Source organism: Afipia birgiae 34632 (assembly GCF_000308295.2).
GTDB classification, from domain to species: domain Bacteria; phylum Pseudomonadota; class Alphaproteobacteria; order Rhizobiales; family Xanthobacteraceae; genus Afipia; species Afipia birgiae.
In genome coordinates this window covers 1,418,591-1,444,752 of record NZ_HG326652.1, presented here as the reverse complement: position 1 = coordinate 1,444,752, position 26,162 = coordinate 1,418,591, and the positions used below count along the sequence as shown (strand labels likewise).

At 61.2% G+C, this 26,162-nt stretch carries 26 protein-coding genes; 17 read left to right on the top strand and 9 right to left on the bottom strand.

The annotated features are described in order from the left end of the window. The first annotated feature begins 231 nt into the window (after positions 1 to 231). From BN32_RS06930 to BN32_RS06920, 3 genes are all read left to right on the top strand, one after another. Positions 232 to 1,734 (top strand): leucyl aminopeptidase, encoded by a 1,503-nt coding sequence (locus BN32_RS06930; protein WP_019197408.1) that lies wholly within the window; start codon positions 232 to 234, stop codon positions 1,732 to 1,734. A gap of 140 nt (positions 1,735 to 1,874) precedes the next feature. Then, the gene (locus tag BN32_RS06925) at positions 1,875 to 2,327 is read left to right on the top strand and encodes a DNA polymerase III subunit chi (RefSeq protein ID WP_019197407.1); all 453 of its coding nucleotides are present in this window, start codon (positions 1,875 to 1,877) and stop codon (positions 2,325 to 2,327) included. A 273-nt stretch (positions 2,328 to 2,600) separates the two neighbouring features. Then, positions 2,601 to 3,143, top strand: a complete 543-nt coding sequence (locus BN32_RS06920; protein ID WP_152343879.1) for a hypothetical protein — start codon at positions 2,601 to 2,603, stop codon at positions 3,141 to 3,143. A 4-nt stretch (positions 3,144 to 3,147) separates the two neighbouring features. Here the strand turns inward: BN32_RS06920 and BN32_RS06915 are convergent, their stop codons facing one another. From BN32_RS06915 to BN32_RS06900, 4 genes are all read right to left on the bottom strand, one after another. Then, positions 3,148 to 5,010, bottom strand: a complete 1,863-nt coding sequence (locus tag BN32_RS06915) for an ABC-F family ATP-binding cassette domain-containing protein (RefSeq protein WP_019197405.1) — start codon at positions 5,008 to 5,010, stop codon at positions 3,148 to 3,150. Positions 5,011 to 5,118: 108 nt separating this feature from the next. Next, on the bottom strand, positions 5,119 to 5,337 hold the full coding sequence (locus tag BN32_RS06910) for a hypothetical protein (RefSeq protein WP_244438102.1): 219 nt from the start codon (positions 5,335 to 5,337) through the stop codon (positions 5,119 to 5,121). Between the two features lie 188 nt (positions 5,338 to 5,525). Beyond that, a complete protein-coding gene (locus BN32_RS06905) occupies positions 5,526 to 5,780 on the bottom strand; it encodes a hypothetical protein (RefSeq protein ID WP_019197403.1) in 255 nt (84 codons plus the stop codon). 163 nt (positions 5,781 to 5,943) lie between these two features. Continuing rightward, positions 5,944 to 6,213, bottom strand: coding sequence for a hypothetical protein (locus BN32_RS06900; RefSeq protein ID WP_040426087.1), 270 nt, complete (start codon positions 6,211 to 6,213; stop codon positions 5,944 to 5,946). 314 nt (positions 6,214 to 6,527) lie between these two features. On the opposite strand from BN32_RS06900, the gene ndk reads away from it, so the two are divergent. After that, on the top strand, positions 6,528 to 6,950 hold the full coding sequence (ndk, locus tag BN32_RS06895; protein ID WP_019197401.1) for a nucleoside-diphosphate kinase: 423 nt from the start codon (positions 6,528 to 6,530) through the stop codon (positions 6,948 to 6,950). Between the two features lie 38 nt (positions 6,951 to 6,988). Beyond that, complete coding sequence (locus BN32_RS06890; protein WP_019197400.1) at positions 6,989 to 7,825, top strand: TerC family protein; 837 nt, start codon at positions 6,989 to 6,991, stop codon at positions 7,823 to 7,825. Positions 7,826 to 8,045: 220 nt separating this feature from the next. On the opposite strand, the gene BN32_RS06885 is transcribed toward BN32_RS06890, so the two are convergent. Continuing rightward, on the bottom strand, positions 8,046 to 9,092 hold the full coding sequence (locus BN32_RS06885; protein ID WP_019197399.1) for an autotransporter outer membrane beta-barrel domain-containing protein: 1,047 nt from the start codon (positions 9,090 to 9,092) through the stop codon (positions 8,046 to 8,048). Between the two features lie 360 nt (positions 9,093 to 9,452). Between BN32_RS06885 and BN32_RS06880 the strand changes: the two genes are divergently transcribed. Both BN32_RS06880 and BN32_RS06875 read left to right on the top strand, forming a co-directional pair. Continuing rightward, the gene (locus BN32_RS06880; RefSeq protein ID WP_006020300.1) at positions 9,453 to 9,656 is read left to right on the top strand and encodes a cold-shock protein; all 204 of its coding nucleotides are present in this window, start codon (positions 9,453 to 9,455) and stop codon (positions 9,654 to 9,656) included. 164 nt (positions 9,657 to 9,820) lie between these two features. Then, positions 9,821 to 11,155 (top strand): PQQ-dependent sugar dehydrogenase, encoded by a 1,335-nt coding sequence (locus BN32_RS06875; protein WP_019197398.1) that lies wholly within the window; start codon positions 9,821 to 9,823, stop codon positions 11,153 to 11,155. Here the strand turns inward: BN32_RS06875 and purN are convergent. Together purN and purM are read right to left on the bottom strand one after the other, a co-directional pair. After that, positions 11,148 to 11,801: a phosphoribosylglycinamide formyltransferase gene (gene purN, locus BN32_RS06870; protein ID WP_019197397.1), complete on the bottom strand. Its 654-nt coding sequence runs from the start codon at positions 11,799 to 11,801 to the stop codon at positions 11,148 to 11,150. The genes BN32_RS06875 and purN overlap by 8 nt on opposite strands. A gap of 1 nt (position 11,802) precedes the next feature. Further along, positions 11,803 to 12,876: a phosphoribosylformylglycinamidine cyclo-ligase gene (gene purM / locus BN32_RS06865; protein ID WP_019197396.1), complete on the bottom strand. Its 1,074-nt coding sequence runs from the start codon at positions 12,874 to 12,876 to the stop codon at positions 11,803 to 11,805. Between the two features lie 354 nt (positions 12,877 to 13,230). Between purM and BN32_RS06860 the strand changes: the two genes are divergently transcribed. From BN32_RS06860 to BN32_RS06835, 6 genes are all read left to right on the top strand, one after another. Then, the gene (locus BN32_RS06860; RefSeq protein ID WP_019197395.1) at positions 13,231 to 13,776 is read left to right on the top strand and encodes a CDP-alcohol phosphatidyltransferase family protein; all 546 of its coding nucleotides are present in this window, start codon (positions 13,231 to 13,233) and stop codon (positions 13,774 to 13,776) included. Between the two features lie 55 nt (positions 13,777 to 13,831). Then, positions 13,832 to 14,515: a P-loop NTPase family protein gene (locus BN32_RS06855; RefSeq protein WP_040425528.1), complete on the top strand. Its 684-nt coding sequence runs from the start codon at positions 13,832 to 13,834 to the stop codon at positions 14,513 to 14,515. Between the two features lie 129 nt (positions 14,516 to 14,644). Then, positions 14,645 to 16,831: an RNA degradosome polyphosphate kinase gene (locus tag BN32_RS06850; protein WP_019197393.1), complete on the top strand. Its 2,187-nt coding sequence runs from the start codon at positions 14,645 to 14,647 to the stop codon at positions 16,829 to 16,831. A gap of 19 nt (positions 16,832 to 16,850) precedes the next feature. Then, positions 16,851 to 18,380 (top strand): exopolyphosphatase, encoded by a 1,530-nt coding sequence (gene ppx, locus BN32_RS06845; protein ID WP_019197392.1) that lies wholly within the window; start codon positions 16,851 to 16,853, stop codon positions 18,378 to 18,380. Positions 18,381 to 18,442: 62 nt separating this feature from the next. Beyond that, positions 18,443 to 19,957 carry a hypothetical protein gene (locus BN32_RS06840; RefSeq protein ID WP_244438101.1) on the top strand — a complete coding sequence of 505 codons (1,515 nt, stop codon included), beginning with the start codon at positions 18,443 to 18,445 and terminating at the stop codon, positions 19,955 to 19,957. A 95-nt stretch (positions 19,958 to 20,052) separates the two neighbouring features. Beyond that, on the top strand, positions 20,053 to 20,988 hold the full coding sequence (locus tag BN32_RS06835; protein ID WP_019197390.1) for a glutaminase: 936 nt from the start codon (positions 20,053 to 20,055) through the stop codon (positions 20,986 to 20,988). 116 nt (positions 20,989 to 21,104) lie between these two features. Here BN32_RS06835 and BN32_RS26020 read toward each other — a convergent pair whose 3' ends face one another. Continuing rightward, positions 21,105 to 21,281, bottom strand: a complete 177-nt coding sequence (locus BN32_RS26020; protein ID WP_082757978.1) for a DUF2735 domain-containing protein — start codon at positions 21,279 to 21,281, stop codon at positions 21,105 to 21,107. Positions 21,282 to 21,732: 451 nt separating this feature from the next. Between BN32_RS26020 and BN32_RS06830 the strand changes: the two genes are divergently transcribed. The 3 genes from BN32_RS06830 to alkB all read left to right on the top strand — a co-directional run bounded on the left by BN32_RS06830 (position 21,733) and on the right by alkB (position 24,390). Continuing rightward, complete coding sequence (locus BN32_RS06830) at positions 21,733 to 22,770, top strand: glutamine synthetase beta-grasp domain-containing protein (RefSeq protein ID WP_019197389.1); 1,038 nt, start codon at positions 21,733 to 21,735, stop codon at positions 22,768 to 22,770. Between the two features lie 170 nt (positions 22,771 to 22,940). After that, positions 22,941 to 23,681, top strand: coding sequence for a 2OG-Fe(II) oxygenase (locus tag BN32_RS06825; RefSeq protein ID WP_040425526.1), 741 nt, complete (start codon positions 22,941 to 22,943; stop codon positions 23,679 to 23,681). A gap of 61 nt (positions 23,682 to 23,742) precedes the next feature. Continuing rightward, positions 23,743 to 24,390 carry a DNA oxidative demethylase AlkB gene (alkB, locus tag BN32_RS06820; RefSeq protein WP_019197387.1) on the top strand — a complete coding sequence of 216 codons (648 nt, stop codon included), beginning with the start codon at positions 23,743 to 23,745 and terminating at the stop codon, positions 24,388 to 24,390. A gap of 122 nt (positions 24,391 to 24,512) precedes the next feature. Here the strand turns inward: alkB and rnd are convergent, their stop codons facing one another. Further along, positions 24,513 to 25,661, bottom strand: a complete 1,149-nt coding sequence (rnd, locus tag BN32_RS06815) for a ribonuclease D (protein WP_019197386.1) — start codon at positions 25,659 to 25,661, stop codon at positions 24,513 to 24,515. A 169-nt stretch (positions 25,662 to 25,830) separates the two neighbouring features. Here rnd and BN32_RS06810 point away from each other — a divergent pair, with 169 nt between their 5' ends. Beyond that, positions 25,831 to 26,097: a hypothetical protein gene (locus BN32_RS06810; RefSeq protein WP_019197385.1), complete on the top strand. Its 267-nt coding sequence runs from the start codon at positions 25,831 to 25,833 to the stop codon at positions 26,095 to 26,097. The last annotated feature ends 65 nt before the right edge of the window (positions 26,098 to 26,162 follow it).

The window sequence follows — 26,162 nt, the reverse complement described above, 5'->3', positions numbered from 1 at the left end:
AATGGCCGACCTGAGGCTGGGCGCTAACTGTGGTTAATAAAACATCATCGTTGCTTTAAGGCCACTCCGGGAAAGCACACAGTTGCGGCGGCCATCCTTGCCTCGATTCCGGCGCGCTTGGCAGTGCACACCCGAAAGCGCCATAGTGCGTCATCTCATGTCCCGAATCCGAACGTCCGCTGGATTCTGGTCCCTTGCTGCGAAAGCCGCGATTATCTGGAGGATTTGCTTATGACCGACGCCGTGAAGGTCGGCTTCGTACCGTTTTCCGCTGCCCCGCGCGGCGTTCTGGTGGTGTTTTGCGACGAAGCGCTGAAATTCGGCCCCGCCACAATCAAGGCTCTGGGGACGGCGACGAACGCGGTCAAGCGCGCGGCGGCCACCAACCAGTTCAAGGCGAAGTGCGGCTCCACGATGGACATTCTGGCACCGGAGGGCCTCAAGGCCGGCCGTCTGATCGTCGTCAGTGCCGGCAAGACCGCTTCGCTCAAGGACAGCGATTTTCTTAAATTCGGCGGCAAGATCGCGACCAAGATCAGCGCCGGCACAGAGGCCGTCACGATTCTCGCAGAGCTTCCGTCGGGCGCGATGAAAGGATCGCAGGCAGCGTCGATCGCATCGGGCGTCCGGCTCCGCGCCTACCGGTTCAACCGCTACAAGACCACGAAGAAGGACGGCGACAACGCGCCGCTGCGTGCGCAGTTCTCGGTCGCGGTCGCCGATGTCGCAGCGGCGCGCAAGGCATTTGCCCCTGAGAATCATATTGTGGACGGCGTGCTGGTCGCGCGCGATCTCGTCAACGAACCGCCGAACGTGCTGTTTCCCGCGGAGTTCGCGCGGCGCGCGACGCTGTTGCGAAAACTTGGCGTCAAAGTCGAGGTTCTCGACGTCAAGGCAATGACAAAGCTGGGGATGGGAGCGTTGCTCGGCGTCTCGCAGGGCTCGGAACACGATGGCCGCATGGTCATCATGCGCTGGAGCGGTGGCAAGGCGGGTGAGCAGCCGATTGCCTTTGTCGGCAAGGGCGTATGCTTCGACACCGGCGGCATTTCGATCAAGCCGGCCGGTAGCATGGAAGACATGAAGGGCGACATGGGTGGCGCGGCTTGTGTCGTCGGTCTGATGCACGCGCTGGCTGCGCGCAAGGCGAAGGTCAATGTGGTCGGCGCGATCGGCCTCGTTGAAAACATGCCGGACGGCAACGCGCAGCGGCCCGGCGACATCGTGACATCGATGTCGGGACAGACCATCGAGATCATCAATACCGATGCCGAAGGCCGCCTCGTGCTGGCCGACGTGCTTTGGTATGTGGCGAAAAAGCACAAGCCGAAATTCATGGTCGATCTGGCGACGCTGACCGGCGCGATCATGGTCGCGCTCGGTGTTGACTATGCCGGCATGTTCTCGAACGACGACAAGCTTGCGGAGCGGCTGACCGCGGCGGGGCAGGAGACCGGCGAGCGGGTCTGGCGCATGCCGCTCGGTCCCGAATACGACAAACAGATCGACTCGCAGTTCGCCGACATGAAGAACACCGGCAGCCGTAATGGCGGTTCGATCACAGCTGCGCAGTTCCTGCAGCGGTTCGTCGATGAGACACCATGGGCGCATCTCGACATCGCCGGTACGGCAATGGGCGTTCCTGCATCGGACCTCAACCGCAGCTGGGGATCGGGGTTCGGCGTGCGTCTGCTAAACCGGCTGGTGGCGGATAATTACGAAGCGAAAAAGTAGAGCAGCGGATCGTCATCCTGAGGTGCGAACGCTTGCGGGCCTCGAAGGATGACGCGATAAGGGCGCGAGCCGTCGCCCTTCGAGGCTTGGCGGCTTCGCCGCTCAGGGTGACGGCAAAACATGCGATTGGGTCAGGCGCGATGACCGAAGTCCTGTTCTATCATCTGCAAGGCACGACACTTGAGAAGGTGTTGCCGCCGCTGCTCGAGAAATCCCTTGAGCGCGGCTGGCGCGTCGCGGTACAGACCGGATCGGAGGAGCGCGCGGAAGCGCTCGACGCGCATTTGTGGACGTATCGCGAAGATTCGTTTTTACCGCACGGCACGTGGCGCGAGAGCAATGTCGTGAACCAGCCGGTTGTTCTCACTGTGGATGACGGCAATCCAAACAATGCCAATGTCAGGTTCGTTGTCGATGCTGCGGGCCTGCCCAAGGATTTCGCAACATATGATCGCGTGGTCCTCGTGTTCAACGGTGACGATGACGAAGCTCTCGGCGTTGCCCGCGCAGCATGGGCGGATGGCAAATCGCGCGGTTTGGAGCTGACATACTGGCAGACCGACGAACGCGGCAAATGGCAGAAGCGGGCGTAAGCAGAAGCACGATGATGATCGTGTAATGCGGTTCTGTTGCTGCATTGCGCGCCGGTCCGGCGTTAACAATACAGTCTTTTTTCGTTGACCTGACCGGCGGTTAGCCACCATGGTGCCGCAAAGGGATGGTGGAAGGCCGGATGTGCGCAGCGATCGGCGAGTTGTTCCATCCTTGCCGCAAAATGATGCGCAAATGATTCTTTAGGCATTTGCTTTAAGTGATGTCTGGTTCCGAAACGCGCAGCAAGCGCTGAAGTTGGTGTGAGAACGAATTTGAGCGTCCTGCGTAAAAACACCCACGCCCGGCAGTTGGCGGCCCTCGTGATTGTGGCTCCGATGGTTGCCGGGTGCAGCGGGCTCGGGGGGCTGTCCGACTTCTCGCTCAAGGATCAGGAATGGTTCGCGCGCCCGGGCAGGATTTTCAAAGGCGGCAACAGCACGATTGAGACACCACCGCTGAGCGCGTCGAAGGGTGTGACGCCGAACGACCTGATCAGCTCCGACGGTCAATGTCCGGGAGCGCCGGTAGCCGGCACGCCCGCTGATGCCAATGCATCGTCCGAAGGCCAGGTCTCCGCGGCTCCGGTCGCGCTGGGTCATACCGAGTGCGACGTTGCGCGAGCGATTCCTGTGGCGCCCGACAATGTGAACCTGTCGAATAATGAACGCGGTGATCGTGTGGCGCTGATCACTTGGCGGTCTGGGCCGCGCCCCGGCGCCTATACCTTCACGTCGGGCCGCTTGACGTCGATCGAACGTGTCGATGTGCCGCCGCCGGAGAAGCCCGCGCGCGCTGCGAAGAAAAAGCGCTCTTAGTTTTTCAGCTCGCAGCTTCGTCGTAGGACGAACTTGCTTCCAGCCATTCATCTTCAGCGCGTTGCAACGCGTCTGCTGCACTTGCGCGGGCCTTGGTAAGCTGCGCCGCCTGCTTTGGGTCGCGCTTGAACAGATCGGGCAGGGCGAGCGCGGCATCGATTTTCTCGATGATGCCGGTGATGCGCGCAATCTCGCTTTCAGAATTTGAGATTTTCTGCTTGAGCGGGACGCGCTTTTCCTTGGGGCGCTGCGGTTTGTCGCGACCGTTGCTTGCGCGATCACGGCTTGAGGCGCGCATGCCGCGTGCGGTCAGCACCGAGCGGCGATAGTCGTCAAGATCCCCGTCGTAAGGCGTCACGGCGCGGTCCGCCACCACCCACAATTGATCCGCACACGCCTCGATCAGATAACGATCATGCGAGACCATAATGATCGCGCCGGGAAAATCGTTGATTGCTTCCGCGAGTGCCGCGCGGCTGTCGATATCCAGATGGTTGGTCGGCTCGTCGAGGATGATCATGTTCGGGCCGTAGAACGTCGCAAGCCCGAGCAGAAGCCGCGCCTTCTCGCCGCCGGACAATGAACTGACCTTTGTGTCGCCTGCCTTGCCGGAAAATCCGATGGCGCCGGTGCGTGCGCGCACTTTCGTTTCCGTCTCGTGCGGCATCAGCCTGCGCAGGTGATCGTAAGCCGAACCGTCGAGGTCGAGTTCGTCGGTCTGGTGCTGCGCGAAGTAGCCGACCGATAACTTGTCGGCGCGCACGACCTTGCCGGAAAAGGGCGGCAGCTTGCCGGCGAGCAATTTCACCAGCGTCGATTTTCCGTTGCCGTTGGAACCAAGCAGCGCGATGCGATCGTCATTGTCGATGCGCAGTGTGACGTTGTTGAGCACTGGTTTCGCCGGATCGTATCCGACCGACACGCCGTCCACTGCGATAATGGGCGGTGAGAGAATCTTGTCAGGCGTCGGAAACGCGATCTCGCGAACGTCCTGTGTCACCAGAGCTGTGACCGGCTTCATCCGCTCCAGCATCTTGACGCGCGATTGCGCCTGCTTGGCTTTCGAGGCCTTCGCCTTGAAGCGGTCGACGAACGCCTGCAACCGCTTGCGCTCGTCCATCTGTTTCTTGGCGTGCTTGGCGTCGAGCATCTCGCGGGTGGCGCGCTGTTCCTCGAACGACGAATAGGTGCCCTTGTAAAGCGTGAGCTTGCCGCGATCGAGATGCAGGATCTGATCGACAGACGTATCGAGCAGGTCGCGGTCGTGGCTGATGACGATCACGGTGCGCGGATAGTTCGCAAGATGATCTTCGAGCCAGAGCGTGCCTTCGAGATCGAGGTAGTTGGTCGGCTCGTCGAGCAGCAGAAGATCAGGCGCTGCGAACAGCGTCGCCGCAAGCGCCACACGCATGCGCCAGCCCCCGGAGAACTCCGAGCAGGAGCGTGCCTGATCGGCGGTGGAGAAACCGAGACCTGAGAGAATAGCCGCGGCTCGGGCAGGGGCAGAATGCGCGTCGATGTCCACAAGCCGAGTCTGGATGTCCGCGATGCGATGCGGGTCGTGCGCGGTTTCCGCTTCATGCAGCAACGCGTGGCGCTCGAGGTCGGCTTTCAGAACGACGTCGATCAGGCTTTCGGGACCGTCAGGCGCTTCCTGTGCAAGGCTGCCGACACGCCAGCGCGGCGGAATCGAAATCGAGCCGGTTTCCGTCGGCAATTCGCCCCGAATGGCGTGAAACAACGTCGATTTGCCGACGCCGTTGCGGCCGACGAAGCCGACGCGTGCGCCGGGTACGATTTGCACCGTGCTTTGGTCGATCAAAAGGCGTCCGGCAATCCGGACGGAAATGTCATTGAGGGAGAGCATGGCGGGCTTTTACGAAACGGGCCGCCGAACGCAACAGCTTTGTCAGTCATTTTATGACGGATCGCGGCACTTTTGGCGTGCCCGACCGGGTTGCTGAGAGAAGATGCGCTAACGCGTTTCCATCCCCGGAACCAGCGACGGAGCCTTTTCGCCGTCCAGCTCCGGCAGGCGCGCTATCAGCGCGCGCAGGCGCTGCGACATGTCCGGCGACTCACGGTTGAGTGCATCGCGCAGTTTTTCGCCGATGCCTTGCCAGACCGCTTCGCTATGAATGTGGTCGAGATGGATGTCCCGCGTGTCGACTCGATTTGGCATGGCATGTTCCAATTCGTCTCAACATCATTTCAAATTACACCTGACTAAGTCCGCAGAGGTAAATTCGTTCAGGCATTCGTGCTGAATGGTGAGCAATCGGTAAAAATTGAAGTATCGGGAACATGGAACCGCGATGAAGAAGGCCCCCGAACAGGGTCGCTGCCGGGGGCTGAAGTCTGGGAGGAGCGGATACGATCCGCTTAGTAGCAAACGTTGACCACGCGGTAGCGAAGGCCATACGGCGTATCGACGAGGCGCTTCACGTAGCAGCCGCCATAACCACCGCCGTATCCGCCAGCGAAGTAGCCGTAACCGCCACCCCAGTGGCCGTGATGGTGATGACCGTGATGATGCCAGCCGCCTTTCCAGCCCTTGGCTGAAGCCGCGGTGGGAAGCATGGCAGTGGTGGACAGAGCAGCGACAGCAGCCAGTCCAAGAATGAGTTTGCGCAACATGACAAGTCTCCTTCGGTTAGGCGCGGGGCGCCGTTGTGGTGTCCCTGAATGTCTGTCGATGCGTCCTCGCCGATGGTTCGATCCGTCCCGCGGGCGGGGGTGCGACAAAAAGGAACCGGCCGCTTTTGGCGGCCGGTCCAGGTCAGGAAAGCGGTGAGGCTGATCAATAGCAGCGGTTCACCAGCCGGTACCGGTAGCCCCACGGGGTCGGAACCAGACGGCGTACGTAGCAGCCGCCATAGCCACCGCCGAAGTAGACGGGGTGGCCGACAAAGCGCGGTCCGCCCCAGCCGCGGTGGAAACCGCCGCCGTGCCATCCGCCATGCCCGCCGTGCCATCCATGCGCGGACGCGGCGGACGCGGCGGACGGGGTGAACGCAGCCGCGCCAAGAGCCACGGTCGCGGCGCATGCAAGAACGAGTTTGCGCAACATGGTCATCTCCTTGAGTTCTTTGCGAGGCGTGGGTGAGATGCGCGAACCTCGCTGCGGAGAAGACTAGGTCTGCGATCCTGAACCCCGCCGTGACAGCCGGGTCAGTCAGCGTTCATGTTGATAAAATCGAAGTAAGCCTTGGCAGAGGTTGATAAAATCAAGGCAGGGCTTGGCAGGAACGTGCTGTGGGGGTATCGGGGGCGCGATGCCGTCCATCCCGGGTGGGCTCTGGTATACCAGCTTGCCGTCTCATCACCGCGCCGTTATAAGCGCGGCAACCCTTCCAACAGACCTGCTTTCCAAGGACAGTTATTATGGCGATTGAGCGCACCTTTTCGATCATCAAGCCGGACGCGACCGCGCGCAATCTCACCGGCGCCGTCAACGCCATCATCGAGAAGGCCGGACTGCGTATCGTCGCGCAGAAACGCATCCTTATGACCCGCGCACAGGCCGAAACGTTTTATGCCGTGCACAAGGCGCGTCCGTTCTTCGGCGAACTGGTCGACTTCATGATTTCCGGTCCGGTGGTGGTTCAGGTTCTCGAAGGTGAGGGCGCCATCCTGAAGTATCGCGATGTGATGGGCGCAACCGATCCGTCGAAGGCTGCTGAGGGCACCATCCGCAAGGCGCACGCCAAGTCGATCGGCGAGAATTCGGTGCATGGTTCGGACGCTGCCGAGACTGCGACGATCGAGATAGTGCAGTTCTTTGCAGGAAATGAAATCGTTGGCTGATTAACAGCCGGCCATAAACGGGTCGGGGGGCCTTTCACGTGAACTGGATTGCACAGATTTTCGATCCCGCCACAATCGGCGGTCTCATCACTCAGTTCCAGAGTGAAATTCAGCAACCGCAGTTCTGGGTCGCCCTGACCAAGATCATCTGGATCAACGTGCTGTTGTCCGGCGACAACGCACTCGTGATTGCACTGGCGTGTCGCGGGCTGCAGCCCAAGCAGCGCGTCTGGGGCATGGTGCTGGGTGCAGGTGTTGCGGTTTTCCTGCGCATCATCTTCACCTTTATCGTCGTGACCTTGATGACGATGCCGTTCCTGAAGCTGATCGGCGGGCTCGCGCTGCTGGTGATCGCGGCGAAGCTCCTCGTCCCTGAAAAGGAAGACGAGGATGGCGTGCAGGCCGCAGCCCATCTGTGGGCCGCGGTGCGCATCGTTGCCGTCGCCGACATCATCATGAGCCTCGACAACGTCATCGCGGTCGCTGCCGCCGCCAACGGCAGCGCCATTCTGCTGATCCTCGGCCTCGCGATCAGCATTCCGATGATCGTGGCTGGAGCCGCGCTGATCATGGCGCTGCTTGATCGCTTGCCGGCCCTGGTTTGGCTGGGCGCGGCGCTGCTCGGCTGGATCGCGGGCGAAGTGATCGCCACTGACCCTGCCATTGCGCCGTGGCTGCATCGTGTGCTCGACGGCCACATCGCGCTCGATCTCGATACGACCTCGACGATGTTCGGCTTCGCCAAGCATCTCAAGTTCAATGGCGAGATCGGCGAGATCACACTCGCATTGCTTGGCGTGATCGTGGTGTTGGTTGCCGGGGCGATCTGGAGAAAGCGCGCGTTGCGCGAACACGAAACGCCTGTCGCGGCCTGAGGGCCGCTACAAATCCTGCAGCGTGAGGTCGTCCCGGCCAACGGGGCCGGCTTTGCCGGCCCGATGACTGGCTCCGGCCGGGACCCATCAGCCTGTCAGCGCTTTTTACAAAGAAAATGCTCAGCACCGAGCTCCGATGAGGGGCCGGTGGTATGGGTCCCGGCCTTCGCCGGGACGACACTGTAGATCACACGGATCGCGCCTCGCCGCGCTCAGCCTCTTACCACCTCAACTCGACGCCCAGCGTGCCCTGGTGGGCCTGATAGCCGTCGCGGAATCTGCCGTCATAGTTGGCGTAAAGCCGCGCAGCATTGCTCAGGATCCAGGACGCCGCCGCGCCGGCGTCGGCGCCGTTCCGGCTTTCGCGAATGCCCTGCACGCTGATCGCGTTGTTGCCGAGGCTGACCTGAACCGCGCCCATGTTCTGTGCGAAGTTGTCAACGAACTTGCCGTAGGCCGATACATCGATCGCCTGCTGGCCGATGATCCAGTAATGGCCGATTTCCGCACCGGCCAGCACACGTGCGCGTTCACCGTGTCCGTCGGCGACCGTCACCGGATTGAGGCCGCCGGCTTCTGAAAACCGGTCTGTGCGCGCCGAGACGTATTCCAGCGCCAGTTTCGGAACGATGCGGCTCTGGCTGAAGGAGTAGGTGTAGTTGAGTTCGCCAAGCACGCCATCGATACTGCCGCGATAGTTGGCGTGCGCGCCTCCGAGCAGTGTGGTGCGGTTCGAACTGATCTGGGCGAAGCCATGGACTGCGACCATTGCCACGGTCCAGGGGCCGTTGCTGTAGGAGGCATTGATGCCAAGTTGCGTCATGCCGAGCGTTGCGGTTTGCAGCGCGAGCGGCACGTCGATCCAGGTCTGGCTCTGATCGGCCGAGAAGCCGACATTCAGGCCGGGCGCGACAGTCGCGCCGATACCGCCAACCACCCCGAGCGTTCCGCGCTTGTCACCGACGAAGGTGCCTTGCGCTGCCGTACGCGCGCGGATGCCGTAGGTCTCAGCCCAGGTCCGGTACAGCGGCTCGGCGGTGCTTTGCGACGCGCCGCCACCGCCGGAATTGTCGCGCGCCGCATATCCGTATGTCGCTTCGCGTCCGAGACGTTGCAGAAAGCTGCTGCCGATGTCGAGCTGGGAAGCGTTGACGGAAAGCTGGGAGTTATTGTCGGTCACGTGAGGGACGGGTGGTGGCACGAATTGCGCGCTGGCGCTCGATGCTGCGCACAGCGCAGTCAGGCCGGCCACAGTGGCGTGCAGCATCTTCCTGTGGCTCGAATCCGATCGCGGTGCTGTGCCTGTCATAAAAAGGGAACTCAAAAGGATTTTGCCGCAAACGCCCGGTGATTAGCCCCGAATCCGGCGCTTGCGTCAACGTGCGGCCGTGCGGACCAAGGCCATTCGGACCCGTTGTGGTGCCCATGCCACAGGCAGTTAGGGGGCTCAGGACCGTCTTGCTAACGTGAAATTTTCGTGTTGGGATTGTCGCCGCAATCGGATTTGGGCCGTTCGGCTGTGCGCTTAGAAGACGCGATATCCTGCAAAACATTTGAAGCCCGCTAGCGGCGTGGCACGCGATAAGCGTGACCGCGTCTTTTTTATATCTGGACGAGGAGACGGACGTTGGCAAAAGGTACGGTGAAATGGTTCAACCCGACCAAAGGCTACGGGTTCATAAAACCGGCGGTCGGTGACAAGGACGTGTTCGTGCACATCTCGGCGGTCGAGCGCGCGGGGCTTTCAACCCTCAATGAAAACCAGACCGTGGAATATGATCTGGTTGAAAATCGCGGCAAGTCATCCGCGGAAAACCTGAAGGTTTCCTGATTCCGCGAAACGACGGAATACGATGCTCCCCCCGGCCACCAGCCGGGGTTTTTTTGTTCGCGTGTTAAATCCATGTGCGCGGACTGAAATTCTGCGTGATCGTCGTGCCCATCATGAACATTGGACAAGCCAGTGCGTTTGCTTGGGGGCATTGAGGACCAACCATGCACAGCCAAAGCCGGACCATTTTCCTGATTGGGGCGCTCGCCTTGACACTCGCGGCCTGTAACGAGAAGGCGGACGTTCCGATCGAGCAGGGCTACGGCCCACAGCCGACGCTTCCCGAGCCGAAGAGTTCGTGGATTCCCACGATCAACATCGCGACTGCAAATCGATGGCCGGCTGGCGAAAAGCCAACGGCAGCAGACGGCTTCTCGGTTGCTGCGTTAGCCTCCGGGCTGGATCATCCACGGACGCTGTTTGTGCTGCCGAACGGCGACGTTCTCGTTGCGGAAACCAACGCGCCGGCGAAGCCGGACGACGGCAATGGCATCAGGGGCTGGGTACAGAAGAAGGTCATGAGCCGCGCCGGTGCGAACACGCCCAGCGCCAATCGCATCACGCTGCTGCGTGATGCGGACGGCGACGGTAAGGCAGAGACGAAATCCGTCTTTATCGAGAATCTGAATTCACCGTTCGGTATGGCGCTGGTCGGGAACGATTTCTATGTCGCCGACACCGACGCGATCATGAAGTTCACGTACCGCGACGGCGACATGAAGATCACCACGCCGGGTGTGAAGGTGGCCGATCTGCCGGGTGGCACCATCAATCATCACTGGACCAAGGATCTGGTAGCGAGCCCTGACGGCACCAAGCTCTATGCAACCGTTGGCTCCAACAGCAACGTCGGTGAGAACGGTATGGAGGCCGAGAAAAATCGCGCCGGAATTCTCGAAATCGATATCGCGACAGGTTCGTCGCGCGTCTTCGCGTCAGGACTGCGCAATCCGAATGGGCCGTCCTGGCAGCCGCAGAGCGGCGCGCTGTGGGTCGCGGTCAACGAGCGCGATGAAATCGGCAGCGATCTCGTGCCCGACTACATGACATCGGTGAAGGATGGTGGGTTTTACGGCTGGCCCTACAGCTATTTCGGCCAGCATGTGGATGTGCGTGTCAGCCCGCAACGTCCGGACCTTGTGGCCAAGGCGATCGTGCCGGACTATGCGCTCGGGCCGCACACCGCGTCGCTCGGATTGACGTTCTATCAGGGCGATCTGTTTCCGGAATCGTTCAAAAATGGCGCGTTCGTCGGTCAGCACGGATCGTGGAACAGGAATCCGCGCAGCGGCTACAAGGTGATCTTTGTGCCGTTCAAGGATGGGATGCCGTCTGGCAAGCCGCAGGACATCCTCACCGGATTTCTCAATGACAAGGGCGAGGCGCGGGGCAGGCCGGTCGGCGTCAAGATCGACAAGCAGGGTGCGCTGCTTGTGGCTGATGATGTGGGCAACGTAGTGTGGCGCGTGACGCCAGCGGCGAAGTCCGCGTCTAGGTGATCGCCGGCACGATCAGCGCAGCGGCAGGGGCCGCATTGCCGGTCTTGCACAAACCGTTCTCGAGCCGTGTGCTACCGCTGGCGACGAGGCGCAGCGCATCCGGATAAATCCGATGTTCGACACCAAGGACGCGCACCGAGAGCGTATCAGGCGTGTCGTCGTCATGCACCGCGACAGCGCCCTGCATGACGATTGGACCGGAGTCCATTTCCGGCACCACGAAGTGAACCGTTGCGCCGTGAATCTTGACGCCGTCGGCCAGTGCGCGCTCGTGGGTGTGCAACCCGCGATACGACGGCAGCAGGGCCGGGTGGATGTTGAGCATCCGGCCCTCCCATTGCTTGACGAACCACGGAGTCAGCAGGCGGAGAAAACCGGCAAGGCAGACGAGTTCGATGTTGTGGGCGACGAGCGTCTCGTTGAGTTTGCGCTCGAACGCTTCGCGGTCCTTGCCGAACGGCTTGCTTTCGACGGTCGCGGTCTCGATCCCGGCGTCGCTCGCCTTCGCCAGTCCACCGGCGCCTGCGATATTGGAAATCACGAGAACAATGTCCGCGGGATAGTCTTTGGCTTTCGCAGCCTCGATCAGCGCGGTCATGTTCGAGCCGCGTCCTGAAATCAGAATGGCGACGCGGCGTCGTGCCATCTCAATCCGCCAGGTTGAGTTGGCCGTTGTAGATCACGCGCTCGTCGCCCGAGGCTTCGACCACTTCGCCGAGATCGACGACGTTTTCGCCGTTCTGTGCGAACACGTCCATCACCTCGACAAGCTGCTCCCGCTTGACGATCGCGATCATGCCGATGCCGCAGTTGAAGGTGCGCAACAGTTCGAGTTCGGCAATGTTGCCCTCGCGCGCCAGCCACTTGAACACCGGCAACACCGGAACGGCGGTCAGATCGATACGGACGCCGAGATGTTTCGGCAGCACGCGCGGAATGTTGTCGGTGAAGCCGCCGCCGGTAATGTGGGCGAGACCTTTGACGGCGCCGGTCTGGCGGATCGCCTGAAGGCACGACTTCACATAGAGCTTGGTCGGCGCGAGCAGCGCACCGCCGAGCGTCATCACGGGCGCGAAGGGGGCCGGGGCGTCGAATGTCACGCCGGATTTCTCGACGACCTTGCGCACCAGCGAGAAGCCGTTGGAATGAACGCCGGAGGAGGCGAGGCCGATCACGGCGTCGCCGGGCCCGATGTCCTGGTGTGGCAGCAGCGTGCCGCGTTCGGCCGCGCCTACGGCAAAGCCCGCGAGGTCATAGTCGCCGTCCTTGTAGAGGCCGGGCATTTCGGCGGTCTCGCCGCCGATCAGCGCGCAGCCGGATTCGCGGCAGCCCTCGGCGACACCCGCCACGATCGAGGCGGTGGCCTCGGGGTCGAGCTTGCCGCAGGCGAAGTAGTCCAGAAAGAACAACGGTTCCGCGCCCTGAACCACGAGGTCGTTGACCGACATCGCCACGAGGTCGATGCCGATGCCGCCGTGGATCCCGGTCTCGATGGCGATTTTGACCTTGGTGCCTACCCCATCGGTCGCGGCCACCAGCACAGGGTCCTTGAAGCCTGCGGCCTTGAGGTCGAATAGCCCGCCAAACCCGCCAATTTCGGCGTCGGCGCCCGGCCGTGCGGTAGCGCGCACCATTGGCTTGATGAGGTCCACCAGCCGGTTGCCGGCGTCGATATCGACGCCTGCGGAGGAGTAGGTCAGGCCGGATTTTTGATCGGTCATGATGCGGACTTGCGAGCCACTACACTGGGATTCCGTGAGTTAGCCGGTGGTTACGTCGGATTTGGCGCTGGCGCAATGGCTGGCGGACGGGCTGTGCATAGCTGGGAGAAGAACTCCGGGGCAATGGCCCTGGTGTGAGTGGATGCGACGTTCGCGACCTACCCCATCCGCGAGTTCACATGCGAATGTCAAATCCAAAACCCCACTAGAAGCTTATACTTGCCGGCGGTCCCTCGATTCTAACATTCGCAAACTCGCTGGAACGGATGGGAATGTTGGAATCGGACCAATAGCCGCCGTCCTATGCAAGGTGATGGGGGGGCGCTAAAAGATGCCGAGCCGGGAAAAAGTCGCGTGAATCTGCCGAACATCATCACTCTTGGTCGCATCCTGCTGGTGCCGGTCATCGTCTGGGCGATCGCGTCGAACCAGATGACCATCGCTTTCGTGATCTTCGTCGTAGCGGGGGTCAGCGATGCTATCGACGGGTTCCTCGCCAAGCGGTTCAACATGACAACCGAAATCGGGGCGCTGCTCGATCCGGTCGCCGACAAGGCGCTGCTGGTCTCTATCTACGTCGCGCTCGGAATCTCGGGTGACATTCCGCGCTGGCTGGTGATCCTGGTGGTGTCGCGCGACTTCATGATCGTGGGCGCGGTGATCATTTCGTGGCTGGTCGACAACCCCGTTCCGATGAAGCCGCTGATGGTGTCCAAGCTCAACACCGTAGCGCAGGTGGCGTTCGCGGCACTGGTGCTTGCGTCGCTTGGTTTCGGTTTCAGTACAGCACCTTACGAGATTGCGTTGATGTTGTGTGTCACGGTCTTGACGCTGCTTTCGGTGTCCTTCTATCTCGTGGAGTGGGCACGGCACATGAGTGCGGGCGCTCCCACACCTTGAATGCGGTAGTGGCCGCGTATTGCGCATGCCGGACGACCCGGCCAGGAGTGACTGCTTGGTAGTCCGCGTCCGCCCCCGTCAGTTGGCCCTTGCGTTGCCGCACGCGGAAAGCCTGACGCGCGACAATTTTCTGGAAGGTTCCGCCAACACACAGGCGCTGGCTCTGATTGATGCGTGGCCGGACTGGCCCAACCGCGTGATGATGTTGGTCGGCCCAGAGGGCAGCGGCAAAAGCCATCTTGCGTCGATCTGGGCTGCCGAAGCGGGCGCGCGGTCGGTCGCGGCCCATACGCTGACACCCGACAGCGTGCCTGGCGAACTCGCGACCGGAGCGCTGGTCGTGGACGATCTGGACCCGGCGTCGCTCGATGAGCGCGCACTGTTCCATCTCCTGAATCTCGCACGCGAAGATGAGGCCTATGTCTTGATGACGGGGCGGGTACAACCTTCGTCATTTTCCATAGCATTGCACGATTTGCGGTCGCGGCTGCGGGCAGTGCCGGTGGTCACGCTGACGCCGCCGGACGATCAGTTGTTTCGCGCCCTGATCGTGAAGTTTTGTGCCGACCGTCAGATGACCGTGGACGAGGGCATCGTCAGCTACCTCGCGACCCGCATTGAACGCTCGTTCGCGGCGGCGCGGCGGGCGGTCGAACAGCTTGACGAAGAGGCGTTGCGGCAGCGCCGCCCGATAACCCGTGCGCTGGCTGCTGAAGTGCTGAAAGATACCGCGGCCTGACCGCGCAGGGACTTGGTCATTAACCGGTCCTGGCTCATCATGTCATCGAACTGTCACGACACTGGCACATTGTCTCCGTGGAACAGGCCTAGAGTCCCGGCCTGATGACATGATATGAGGTTTCGCTTCATGGATTCCGCGCAAGTTGTTGTAAAAAAAGAAGAAAACGAAGAGATTGCGGGCGTGTCGTCGATCCGGTCGAGCCCCGAGCGCTTCATCAATCGCGAACTGTCATGGCTCCATTTCAATCGCCGCGTGCTGGAAGAGTCGGTCAACCTCAACCATCCGGCGCTGGAGCGGGTCCGGTTCCTGTCTATTTCGGCCAATAACCTTGATGAGTTCTTCATGGTCCGCGTCGCGGGCCTCAAGGCACAGGTCCGCGAAGGCATCACCGAACGCAGCCCCGACGGCTCGACGCCCACCGAACAGCTCGCCAAGATCAACGAGACCGTCTCGAAACTCGCCAGCGACCAGCAGGAGATCTGGCGCGACCTGCGCCATGTGCTGTCCGATGTCGGGATCGTTCTGGTGGATGGCAAGGATGTCACCAAGGCCGAAGGCAGCTGGATCGAGGACCACTTCCTTCACAACATTTTCCCGCTGCTGACGCCGCTGGCGATCGACCCGGCGCATCCGTTCCCGTTCATCCCAAGTCTCGGTTTCACCATCGCGCTGCATCTGGCGCGGGTGTCCGACGGCAAGGCAATGAACGCGCTGATCCGCATGCCGGGCAAGATCGACCGTTTCATCAAGTTGCCGGCCGGCAAGGACGGCTCGGTGCGTCTCATCACACTTGAACAGGCCACCGGCTTGTTCATTGGCCGCCTGTTCCCGGGCTACACCGTCAAGGGGCAGGGTGCGTTCCGCATCATCCGCGACTCCGAACTGGAAATCGAGGAAGAGGCCGAGGATCTCGTTCGCCTGTTCGAGTCGGCGCTCAAGCGCCGCCGCCGCGGGTCGGTGATCCGTCTCGAAATCGAAGCTCATATGCCTGACGAACTGCGCTCCTTCGTGCAGCGCGCTCTGTCGGTACCTGATGACGACGTTCTGCTGGTCGACGGCGTGCTCGCCATGAACGAGCTGTCGCAACTGACGCGGCTGGATCGTCCCGATCTCGAATTCACGCCCTACGTACCGCGTCACCCTGAACGTGTCCGCGACCATGGCGGCGATATCTTCGCCGCTATCCGTCAGAAGGACTTGATCGTCCATCATCCTTATGAATCGTTCGACGTGGTGGTGCAGTTCCTGCAGCAGGCGGCACGCGATCCTGACGTCGTCGCGATCAAACAGACGCTGTACCGCACCTCGCGCGATTCACCGATCGTACGAACACTTGTCGAAGCTGCCGAAGCTGGCAAGTCGGTGACGGCACTGATCGAACTCAAGGCGCGGTTCGATGAAGAAGCCAATATCCGCTGGGCGCGCGACCTCGAACGCGCAGGCGTTCAGGTCGTTTACGGATTCCTCGAACTCAAGACGCACGCCAAGCTGTCGCTGGTGGTCCGCCGCGAAGGTGCGGGCCTCACCACCTATGTTCACGCCGGCACCGGCAACTATCATCCGGTCACCGCGCGCATTTATACAGACCTGTCGTATTTCACCTCGGACCCGGTGATCGCGCGCGACGCTGCACGTGTGTTCAACTACATCACCGGCTACGCTGAACCGCGCGACATCGAGAAGATGGGCGTGTCGCCGTTGACGCTGCGCAAGCGGATGATCGAGCACATTCACGCCGAGAGCAATCACGCGCGTCACGGCAAGCCGGGCGCGATCTGGCTGAAGATGAATTCGCTGGTCGATCCCGAGATCATCGACGCGCTGTATGAGGCGTCGCAGGCTGGCGTCTCGATCGACCTGGTGATCCGCGGAATTTGCTGCCTGCGTCCCGGTGTTCCCGGACTGTCAGAGAACATTCGCGTCAAATCGATCATCGGCCGGTTCCTGGAACACGGGCGAATCTACTGCTTCGGTATGGGGCATGGCCTGCCAAGTGCGAAGGCTGCTGTGTATATCTCGTCGGCCGACATGATGCCGCGCAACCTCGACCGCCGTGTCGAAGTCCTGTGCCCGCTGCAAAATCCTACGGTTCATCAGCAGGTTCTCGAGCAAATCATGGTCGCGAACCTGAAGGACAACGAACAAAGCTGGCAGTTGTTGCCGGATGGGTCGTCAACGCGTATGAAGGCCGCGAAGGGCGAGGAACCTTTCAACGTGCACAATTATTTCATGACGAATCCGAGTCTGTCAGGCCGTGGAAAGTCGCTTAAAGAATCTTCGCCACGCCGTCTTACGCGCCGTTCGGAGCGTTAGCGGCACGAAGAACGAATCCGTGGCCCCCGCAACCGTTCGCGAACGTCATCGCAACGTGCGCAAGGTTTCCAAGAGCGTCGCTGTCATCGACATCGGATCGAACTCGGTTCGTCTTGTTGTCTACGAAGACAAGACCCGCAATCTCGCGCCCATCTTCAACGAGAAGACATTGTGCGGCCTTGGCCGCGAAGTGCAGTCGACCGGGCTGCTCGCGACCGATGCTGTCGAGAAAGCGCTGGCGGCGCTGCGGCGGTTCAAAGCACTTTGCAGGGTCATGAAGGTCGGTGAGGTCCATGCGATCGCAACAGCAGCTTGCCGCGATGCGACCAACGGGCCGGACTTCATCGCCAAGGCGGAACGCATCTGCGGCTGCGCCATCGACATCCTGTCCGGTGCGCGCGAAGCGAAACTGTCGGCGCTTGGTGTAGCGTCGGGCGTCTACAAGCCGGACGGCATCGTTGGCGATCTTGGCGGCGGGTCGCTCGAACTCATCGATGTGCGTGGCCATCGCATTCGATCGGGGACGACACTGCCGCTCGGCGGCCTCGCGCTGCAGGATGCGTCGCAGAAATCGCTGAAGAAGGCGGAGCGGATCGTCGCCGGCCAGTTGACCGGACTGCCGCAACTCAAAGCGGGCACGGGCCGTACGTTCTACGCGGTTGGTGGTACATGGCGCGCGCTGGCGCGCATCCACATCATTCAGAGCGGCTATCCGCTGCGCGTGATGCACGGCTACAGCATTCCGGCGGCGGATGCGCTCGATTTTGCGCGACGGCTTCGCCGTCTTGCAGCGAGCAATACGCTGGCCGACATCGAAACCGTGGCCGATGCCCGCCGTCCGCTGCTGACCTATGCGGCGCTGGTGCTCGAATACATCATCCGCGTCGCGAAGCCGAAGACCATCGTGTTCTCGACCTACGGAGTTCGGGAAGGATTGCTCTACGAGATGCTGCCCGAAAAGGAGCAGCGGAAAGACGGATTGATCGCCACGGCGCAAACGATGAACGAGTTGCGCTCGCGGTCGCCGCGCCACGCCGACGATCTGATCGTATGGACCGACAAGCTGTTCCGGGTCGCAGGCCTGCGCGAGACCGATGACGAGAAGCGGCTGCGTCATGCGGCTTGCTGGCTCTCCGACGCGGCCTGGCGGGCCCATCCGGATCATCGTGGCGAGCAATCGCTCGATTTCATTATCAACGGGAATTTCGGTGCGGTGACGCACGAGGGCAGGGTGTTTCTCGCGCTCGCGGCTTTCTATCGTTACGCCGGATTGAACCCGGAGAATGAAGCGCCGGAAGCCGTGCGCGCTCTCATTCCGCCCGCGATGGTCGAACGCGCGCGCCTGATTGGCGCTGCGTTTCGCGTCGCCTTCATGATCTCGGCGGCGCAGCGCGGCGTGCTGCCCCACACGCATTTCCGCAATCAGGGCCGCAAGCTCATCCTGGTGTTCGACAAACGGGCCACCGACCTTGCCGCCGATCGCGTCACCAATCGTTTCAAGCAGCTCGCGCGCCTGATTGGGCGCGCAGGGACCATCGTGAAACCATAGCGATGCGCATATCGGCTGATCCCGCTGGCAGGCCAAGTCCCGGTCCGTTGTGGCACACAGCAGTGCTCGCTCTTGTTGTGAGCCTCGCCGCTCCGTTTTTCCTGATCGATCTCCCGCCGGTACTGGATTATCCAAACCATCTGGCGCGCTACTTCGTCCTGGCTCATCCGGATGATCCACTTCTGTCGCAGATGTACGCGCCGCGCTGGGGCATCCTGCCGAATATCGGCATGGATGTGATCGGCGCGACTTTGCTGAAGTTTACCGATCCGCATGTTGGTGGACGATTGATATTGGCGCTCAGCCTTTTTGCGCCACTCGCGGGTGTGGTTGCCTATAGCCGCGTGGCCTTTGGGCGGTTCACCTACTGGCCGCTGGCTTCGGGTTTGGCCGCGTGGAACGCCATATTCTTTTTGGGGTTCATGAACTTTCTGCTCTCGGTGGGGCTTGCCTTCGGTGCTGCGGCGCTCTGGATGACGCTGGATCGGCGTGGCAGACGATGGACCGCGGCCGTTTCGCTCGCGGTCATTGTTGCCGTGATTTTCTTTTGCCATATCTTCGGCGTCTTGCTGACGGCACTCCTGATCGGTTCATACGAACTGGCCCGCCTTCTCGATCTGAGGCGCGACGGAGCTCTGACCTTGGGTGAGGGGCTTCGAACCGGCGCCCTGATCGCGCTGGTTTTAAGCCCGGCTATCGCGCTCTATCTGGCATCGCCCTTGTCGGGCGATTCCACGCCGCCCACGTGGAACGGTCTGCAAAAGGTCTTTGTGACGTTCGCGCCTTTCACGCTGTACAGCACTGTCCTGACAGTGGCGACCGGCGCTCTCCTTTTTTCGTTCCTCGTCCTCGTCTGGCGTCAAGCTGTCTTCGCGCGGGGTGTCCTGCCAGCTCTTGCGGCGTTGGGATTGGTGTTCGTTGTCGCACCATCGACGATCAAGGGCGGCACGTTCGTTGAGGGACGGCTGGCGCTGATGTTCGTGCTGCTGATTTTCGCAGGCATGCAGCCGCGCATCACACCGCGTCAGGGCTTGCTGGCGGGTCTGTTCTTCGCCGCGTTGATCGCCATCCGCACGGGCTATGTGGCTTCGGGATGGATCGATCATCGGCAAGACGTCGCAGATGTGAGGTCGGTTATTGCCGAGGTGAAGCCAGGTTCTCGCGTCCTGGTGGCGCGCGGTCAGCCGGGCTACAAAACAGCCGGCGTCTCGCCGCCGGAGCGGGCGCTGCCTGGCATGTACAGGCTTGATGGACACCTTGGTGCGTTACTCGCGATCGAACGGCGCGCGTTCTGGCCCCTGATGTTTGCTGATCCCACTCAACAGCCTTTGGCGGTGAAACCTCCCTACAGCCGTATCGCTCATCCGCTCGGTGAGCCTGTGGATTGGCCGCTGCTGTATCAGGACCGTTTTTCTGCGTCGGATATCGACGCGGCGCGCTATCTGCCGGATTGGCGCAAGAATTTTGATTACGTCCTGTTGATCGATCCGCCGAAGCCGTTGCAGCCGCCACGCGGTTTAGCACAGGTGGCCTCTAATGATTATGCCGTTCTTTATCGAAACGCGCCGGAGCGCTGAAGGCTTGTCGGCGGCAATGCCGTGGCGGTTGGCACGTTTGTCGCATAAGTTTCGTCGCCACAACCCAGACAGACTTCGAACCGAACCGGAATGAAATGAGCAATGCCACCCTAGATCGCGTCGTCAAGGAAATCGCCGACGAGATGATGGAACGAAGGGATCGCGGAGATGTTGCGACCTATATTCCGGAACTTGCACGGGTTGACGTCAATTCATTTGGTCTCGTCGTGGTCGATTCCAATGGACATGTCGCGGTGGGAGGTGACGCCGAGACGACGTTTTCGATTCAAAGCATCTCCAAGGTTTTCACGCTGACACTGGCGTTGGGCATGATCGGCGACAAGCTGTGGCAGCGGGTTGGGCGCGAGCCGTCGGGCAGTCCGTTCAATTCGATCGTTCAGCTCGAGCGTGAACGCGGCATTCCGCGCAATCCCTTCATCAACGCCGGCGCCATTGCTGTGACCGATGCCATCCTGTCCGGGCACCAGCCGCGCGAAACGCTGGGCGAAATCATCAGATTTATGCAATTCCTCTCGGGCGACTCGTCGATCAAGATCGACGAGTCCGTCGCCGCCTCGGAGCAGCGCACCGGATTTCGCAACATCGCGCTCGCCAATTACATGAAGTCGTTCGGCGTCGTCGAGAATCCGGCAGAGCTCACGCTCGGGGTTTATTTTCACCAATGCGCCATTGCGATGTCGTGTCGTCAGCTCGCGATGGCGGGGCGGTTTCTCGCTCATTCCGGACGCAATCCGTCCACCGGCTTTCTGGTCGTTCCGCCGGAGCGGGCGCGGCGCATCAACGCCGTGATGCTGACGTGCGGGCATTACGATGGGTCCGGAGAATTCGCCTATCGGGTTGGTTTGCCCGGAAAGAGCGGTGTCGGCGGCGGCATCCTGGCGATCGCGCCGGGCAAGGCCTCCATCGCGGTCTGGTCACCCGGTCTCGACTCGAACGGCAATTCCCGGCTTGGCCGCGACGCCCTTGAAAGCCTCAGCAAGCGGATGGGGTGGTCGATCTTCGGCGCATGACGGGCAGGAGAGAGGACCCAAAGTAAAAGGGCCGAAGCGCGATGCTTCGACCCTTTAGTTGACGTCACTGTTCGCCGGGCGGATTTGCCACCCGGGCGTCATGGCGACCGGCGGCATCAGTGTTCACTGCCCCGCTTGGCCTCTTCGATGGCGGCTTCGTGGTACCAGCTGCTGCCGGAGGCTGCGTAGTCGATTACCGGCTTGGCTGGCTCGCTTCGGCTGCTGAGTGCTGTGCGACCGCCTACCGGGAATTGGTAGATCTTGGCCGTTGGCTGGGTCGAGTTAGGTGTCATTCCCGTCTCCTCTCGCTGAGCGCGTCAGCGCTTCGAGATCTAATGTAAGTGGAACGCACGTCTTTTGCGCGGTTTGCCCTATAAAAAGCAGGCATTTGCATAGAATTTGCGCATCCGCGATTCTGCGCCTTCACTCAGCATGCGCTTGATGTCTTAACGCACTCACGCCCGCAGGGTTTCCTCGCCACAACGCCCTGAATCCCGCCGCCGCCAAACGAGGCAGGCGTTGAAATTGATGAGAAAACGCGCACGAGGCGGCGAGCAGCTGGCGAATCAGTCGCGCGCAACCACCGGCGCGGTGGCGACCAGGCCCATGCCAGCGCACTCGTCCTCAGGGGCAGGTTGGCATGTTAAATGCTTACTAAGGGCCAGCCGTTTGCGGCCGGGGCCCCCCGGTGGCTAAACCGGCCGGGAATTTAGCACCGCAATTGTCCACTCACGAGAGATCGCAATGACAAAGTATAAGCTCGAGTACATCTGGCTCGACGGATACACCCCAACACCTAACCTCCGCGGAAAAACACAGATCAAGGAATTCGACGCGTTTCCGACGCTCGAGCAGCTCCCGCTGTGGGGCTTCGATGGCAGCTCGACCATGCAGGCCGAAGGCCACAGCTCGGATTGCGTTCTCAAACCGGTCGCCATTTATCCTGATGCGACGCGCATCAACGGCGCTCTGGTGATGTGCGAAGTCATGATGCCCGATGGCAAGACGCCGCATTCGTCCAACAAGCGCGCCACCGTTCTCGATGACGCCGGCGCATGGTTCGGCTTCGAGCAGGAGTACTTCTTCTACAAGGATGGCCGTCCGCTCGGCTTTCCAGAGGCTGGCTATCCGGCACCACAGGGTCCGTACTATACCGGCGTCGGCTACAGCAACGTTGGTTCGGTCGCCCGCGAGATCGTCGAAGAGCACCTCAACCTGTGTCTCGCCGCCGGCATCAACCACGAAGGCATCAACGCCGAAGTGGCGAAGGGCCAGTGGGAATTCCAGATTTTCGGCAAGGGCTCCAAGAAGGCCGCTGACGAAATGTGGATCGCGCGCTACCTGCTTCTGCGTCTCACGGAGAAGTACGGCATCGACATCGAATTCCATTGCAAGCCGCTCGGCGACACCGACTGGAACGGCTCCGGCATGCATGCCAACTTCTCGACCGACTACATGCGCACGGTCGGCGGCAAGGATTACTTTGAAGCCCTGATGAAGCAGTTCGACAAGAACCTCATGGATCACATCGCGGTCTACGGTCCGGACAATGACAAGCGTCTGACCGGCAAGCACGAAACCGCGCCGTGGAACAAGTTCAGCTACGGCGTGGCGAATCGCGGAGCATCGATCCGCGTGCCGCACTCCTTCGTCAACAACGATTACAAGGGCTATCTGGAAGACCGCCGTCCGAACTCGCAGGGCGACCCCTACCAGATCGCCTCGCAGATCCTGAAGACCATCTCCGAAGTTCCGACAGGTGCCAGGAAGGCGGCAGCCTGAAAACATCACGGGTGAGCTATCCAGCATAGTTCGGCCATGAGTTGGACCTAAAAGCCGGACGGAAGCGCATGCTTCCGTCCGGCTTGTTTTTGAGGCCCCTTCACCCAGAAATCGGGTGGAGAGTGCTGCGCGATTGACCTAAGTCCGGCTCGTCACACAGGGAGCCGATCATGGTCGCTGCAGCAAAAGCCAAAATCTCGATGACCCCCGCGCAGCCACGGGTCGGAGCAATGGACTGGACTGGCTTCACCGAGCATCTCGACGGCAATGGCTGGGCAGTGCTGAGCGGATTGCTCTCCGCCAGCGAATGCCGCTCGGTCGCGGCTCTCTACGGCGAAAGCGGTATCTTCCGTAGCCACATTATCATGGGGCGGCATGGCTTCGGGCGGGGGGAGTACAAGTACTTTTCCTATCCGCTGCCGGACATCATCGCAGACCTGCGGACGTCGCTGTATCCGCGATTGGCGCCCATTGCGAACCGCTGGAACGAGTCGATGGGGATCGATGTGCGTTATCCCGCCGAACATGCCGATTTCATCAAGCGCTGCCACAAGGCGGGACAGACGCGTCCGACACCGCTGCTGCTCCAGTATGGCGCGGGCGATTACAATTGCCTGCATCAGGATCTGTACGGCGAGCATGTGTTTCCGCTCCAGGTTGCGATCCTTCTCTCCAAGCCAGAGGAAGATTTCACGGGCGGGGAGTTCGTGCTGACGGAACAGCGCCCGCGCATGCAGTCACGCGCCGCAGTGGTGCCGCTCAGGCAGGGCGACGCGGTGGTATTCGCGGTGCATAACCGACCGGTGCAGGGCACGCGCGGAACGTATCGCGTCAATCTCCGGCACGGCGTCAGCCAGTTGCGCTCCGGCCATCGCCATACTGTCGGCATCATTTTCCACGATGCCAAATGACATGATCCCGAAAAGTGGAAACCGGTTTTCGGATCAGATCATGTCTAACCAAGAATCGTAGATGATGGATCTGTTCGATGCTGTAGAAGGCGAACCGCGCGACATTCAACTCGCGCCGGGCGCGATGCTGCTGGCGGGATTCGCGCGGCCGATTGAAACGCCGTTAATTGAATCAGTGAACGCCATCATCAACCGTGCGCCGTTTCGTCATCTCATTACGCCCGGCGACCACAGAATGTCGGTGGCCATGACCAATTGCGGCAGGGTCGGCTGGGTCAGCGATCGCACCGGCTATCGTTATGATGCCATCGATCCGGACAGCGGAAACCCATGGCCACAGATGCCGGCTGTGTTTGCGGATCTGGCTTTGCGCGCCGCCGCCAGGGCGGGCTTCGCCGATTTTCGTCCCGACGCCTGTCTCATCAATCGCTACGATCCGGGCGCCAAGCTCTCGCTGCATCAGGACAAGGATGAACTGGATTTCAATGCGCCGATTGTTTCGGTGTCATTGGGACTGGTTGCCACGTTCCTGTTCGGCGGTCTGAACCGGAGTGATAAGACAGCACGCTACCGGCTGGTGCATGGCGATGTCGTGGCATGGGGCGGGCCGTCGCGGCTGGCCTATCACGGCGTGATGCCGCTGGCGGATGGCGAGCATCCGCTGCTCGGCGCCCAGCGTATCAATCTGACTTTTAGGAAGACGCGCTGACGCGCTTTCGTAGGGAGCACGGTAAGGCTTTCATCCGTTCGTCCCCGCGAAAGCGGGGACCCAGAGCAAGGAGCTGGATTCCCGGTTACGCGGGAATGAGCGGAGAAAGGTGTCGGAAGCTCTTACTCCCGATCGACCCGCACCACGCGGCCTTTGTCGATCGCCAGCGCAAGGCGGCCTTTCTTCAAGGCCAGTGCAGCCTCACCAAACAGTTCACGGCGCCAACCGTGCAATGCGCCGACATCGGCGTTGTCGTCGGCGGCGATCTGCTCAAGGTCGTCCACGGTCGCGATCACCTTGCTGGCTACGGCGTGCCGCTCCGAGGTCATCCGCAGCAACACCTTCAGCAGTTCAACGGTTGCGGCTCCGTTGGCGTTGCCGCGCGGCTTGTCGAGCTTGGGCAACGTCGACAGGTCGCGTGCAGTCCCGCGCTTCACCGCGGCGACGATGTCCTGTCCCCATTTCGACTTGTCGAAACCCTTCGGCAGCGAGCGCAGACCGGCGAGCCGTTCAAGGCTGGTGGGCGCATGGGTGGCGATGTCGCCGATGGCGTCATCTTTCAATATGCGCGAGCGAGGCACATCGCGGCTTTGCGCTTCCTGTTCGCGCCACGCCGCAACTTCCATCAGCACCGCCAGTTCTTTCGGCTTGCGGACGCGGGTTTTGAGCCGCTCCCAGGCGCGCTCGGGATGGAAGTCGTATGTCTTCGGTGAGGTGAGGATTTCCATTTCCTCGCTGACCCATTCGCTGCGGCCGCGCTTATTGAGGTCGGCGTCGAGCGCTGCGAACACGTCACGCAGATGCGTGACATCGGCGAGGGCGTAGGTGATCTGGTCCTGCGTCAGCGGACGGTTCGACCAGTCGGTAAAGCGATGGGTCTTGTCGGGACGGTGCCCGGTGATGCGCTCGACCAACTGATCGTAGGCGATTGAATCGCCATAGCCGAGAACCATGGCTGCGACCTGGGTGTCGAACACCGGATGCGGGATAATGCCGGCGCGGTGAAAAATGATCTCGATGTCCTGCCGAGCGGCATGGAACACCTTCAGCACGTTCTCGTTGGCCATCAGGTCAAAGAACGGCTTGAGGTCGATGCCCTTCGCGAGGGTGTCGATAACGACAGCCTCATCCGCACTGGCCATCTGCACGACGCAGAGCAGGGGATAGTAGGTGGTTTCGCGCAAAAACTCGGTATCGACAGTGATAACGCGGTGTTTGGCGAGGCGATTGCAGACTGCTGCGAGTTCGTCGGTCGTGGTGATCATTTCCATGCGGGGGTTATGGACGCGTTGAACGGAATTTTCCATGCGAAAATCGACTGATCGGGCAAGCCCATACGTCATGGCCGGGGACATCGTTTATCCACCGCTGAACCGGAGACGCACGCCGTACGACCAATAGGTCATTGCCGCAATGCACTATTTTTAGGGAGCGACTGCTATGGCCGGAAACAAACGCTTCGTCGGTGCGGGAGTTGTAGGCCTCCTGATCGCGTCGCTGGTTCCCGCTATGGCCCTGGCCAACACCCTGAACGTCAACACCGGCACGCGCATTCCAATGCGGCCTCACGTCAATCTCAATGCGACGATCAATCTCGGCGTAAAATCCCGAACGTTTCACGATATCGACCTCTCCGATGCCTGCCGCGCCGATGAGAGCATCAAGGCGAAAGGCAAGCGGGAGTGGCGCTGTCGGCAGGATCGTTGAGGCAAGCATTTCGCAAGGTGAAATCAAGGGAGGCATGCGTTGCGGCAAAGGAGCTGCATTGCATC

Coding starts and splice junctions, on each gene's coding strand:
- BN32_RS06930 (WP_019197408.1), top strand. CDS start 232: ATGACCGACGCCGTGAAGGTCGGCTTCGTACCGTTTTCCGCTGCCCCG.
- BN32_RS06925 (WP_019197407.1), top strand. CDS start 1,875: ATGACCGAAGTCCTGTTCTATCATCTGCAAGGCACGACACTTGAGAAG.
- BN32_RS06915 (WP_019197405.1), bottom strand. CDS start 5,010: ATGCTCTCCCTCAATGACATTTCCGTCCGGATTGCCGGACGCCTTTTG.
- BN32_RS06905 (WP_019197403.1), bottom strand. CDS start 5,780: ATGTTGCGCAAACTCATTCTTGGACTGGCTGCTGTCGCTGCTCTGTCC.
- BN32_RS06900 (WP_040426087.1), bottom strand. CDS start 6,213: ATGTTGCGCAAACTCGTTCTTGCATGCGCCGCGACCGTGGCTCTTGGC.
- ndk (WP_019197401.1), top strand. CDS start 6,528: ATGGCGATTGAGCGCACCTTTTCGATCATCAAGCCGGACGCGACCGCG.
- BN32_RS06885 (WP_019197399.1), bottom strand. CDS start 9,092: ATGCTGCACGCCACTGTGGCCGGCCTGACTGCGCTGTGCGCAGCATCG.
- BN32_RS06875 (WP_019197398.1), top strand. CDS start 9,821: ATGCACAGCCAAAGCCGGACCATTTTCCTGATTGGGGCGCTCGCCTTG.
- purN (WP_019197397.1), bottom strand. CDS start 11,801: ATGGCACGACGCCGCGTCGCCATTCTGATTTCAGGACGCGGCTCGAAC.
- purM (WP_019197396.1), bottom strand. CDS start 12,876: ATGACCGATCAAAAATCCGGCCTGACCTACTCCTCCGCAGGCGTCGAT.
- BN32_RS06850 (WP_019197393.1), top strand. CDS start 14,645: ATGGATTCCGCGCAAGTTGTTGTAAAAAAAGAAGAAAACGAAGAGATT.
- BN32_RS06835 (WP_019197390.1), top strand. CDS start 20,053: ATGAGCAATGCCACCCTAGATCGCGTCGTCAAGGAAATCGCCGACGAG.
- BN32_RS26020 (WP_082757978.1), bottom strand. CDS start 21,281: ATGACACCTAACTCGACCCAGCCAACGGCCAAGATCTACCAATTCCCG.
- BN32_RS06830 (WP_019197389.1), top strand. CDS start 21,733: ATGACAAAGTATAAGCTCGAGTACATCTGGCTCGACGGATACACCCCA.
- BN32_RS06825 (WP_040425526.1), top strand. CDS start 22,941: ATGGTCGCTGCAGCAAAAGCCAAAATCTCGATGACCCCCGCGCAGCCA.
- alkB (WP_019197387.1), top strand. CDS start 23,743: ATGATGGATCTGTTCGATGCTGTAGAAGGCGAACCGCGCGACATTCAA.
- rnd (WP_019197386.1), bottom strand. CDS start 25,661: ATGGAAATGATCACCACGACCGACGAACTCGCAGCAGTCTGCAATCGC.
- BN32_RS06810 (WP_019197385.1), top strand. CDS start 25,831: ATGGCCGGAAACAAACGCTTCGTCGGTGCGGGAGTTGTAGGCCTCCTG.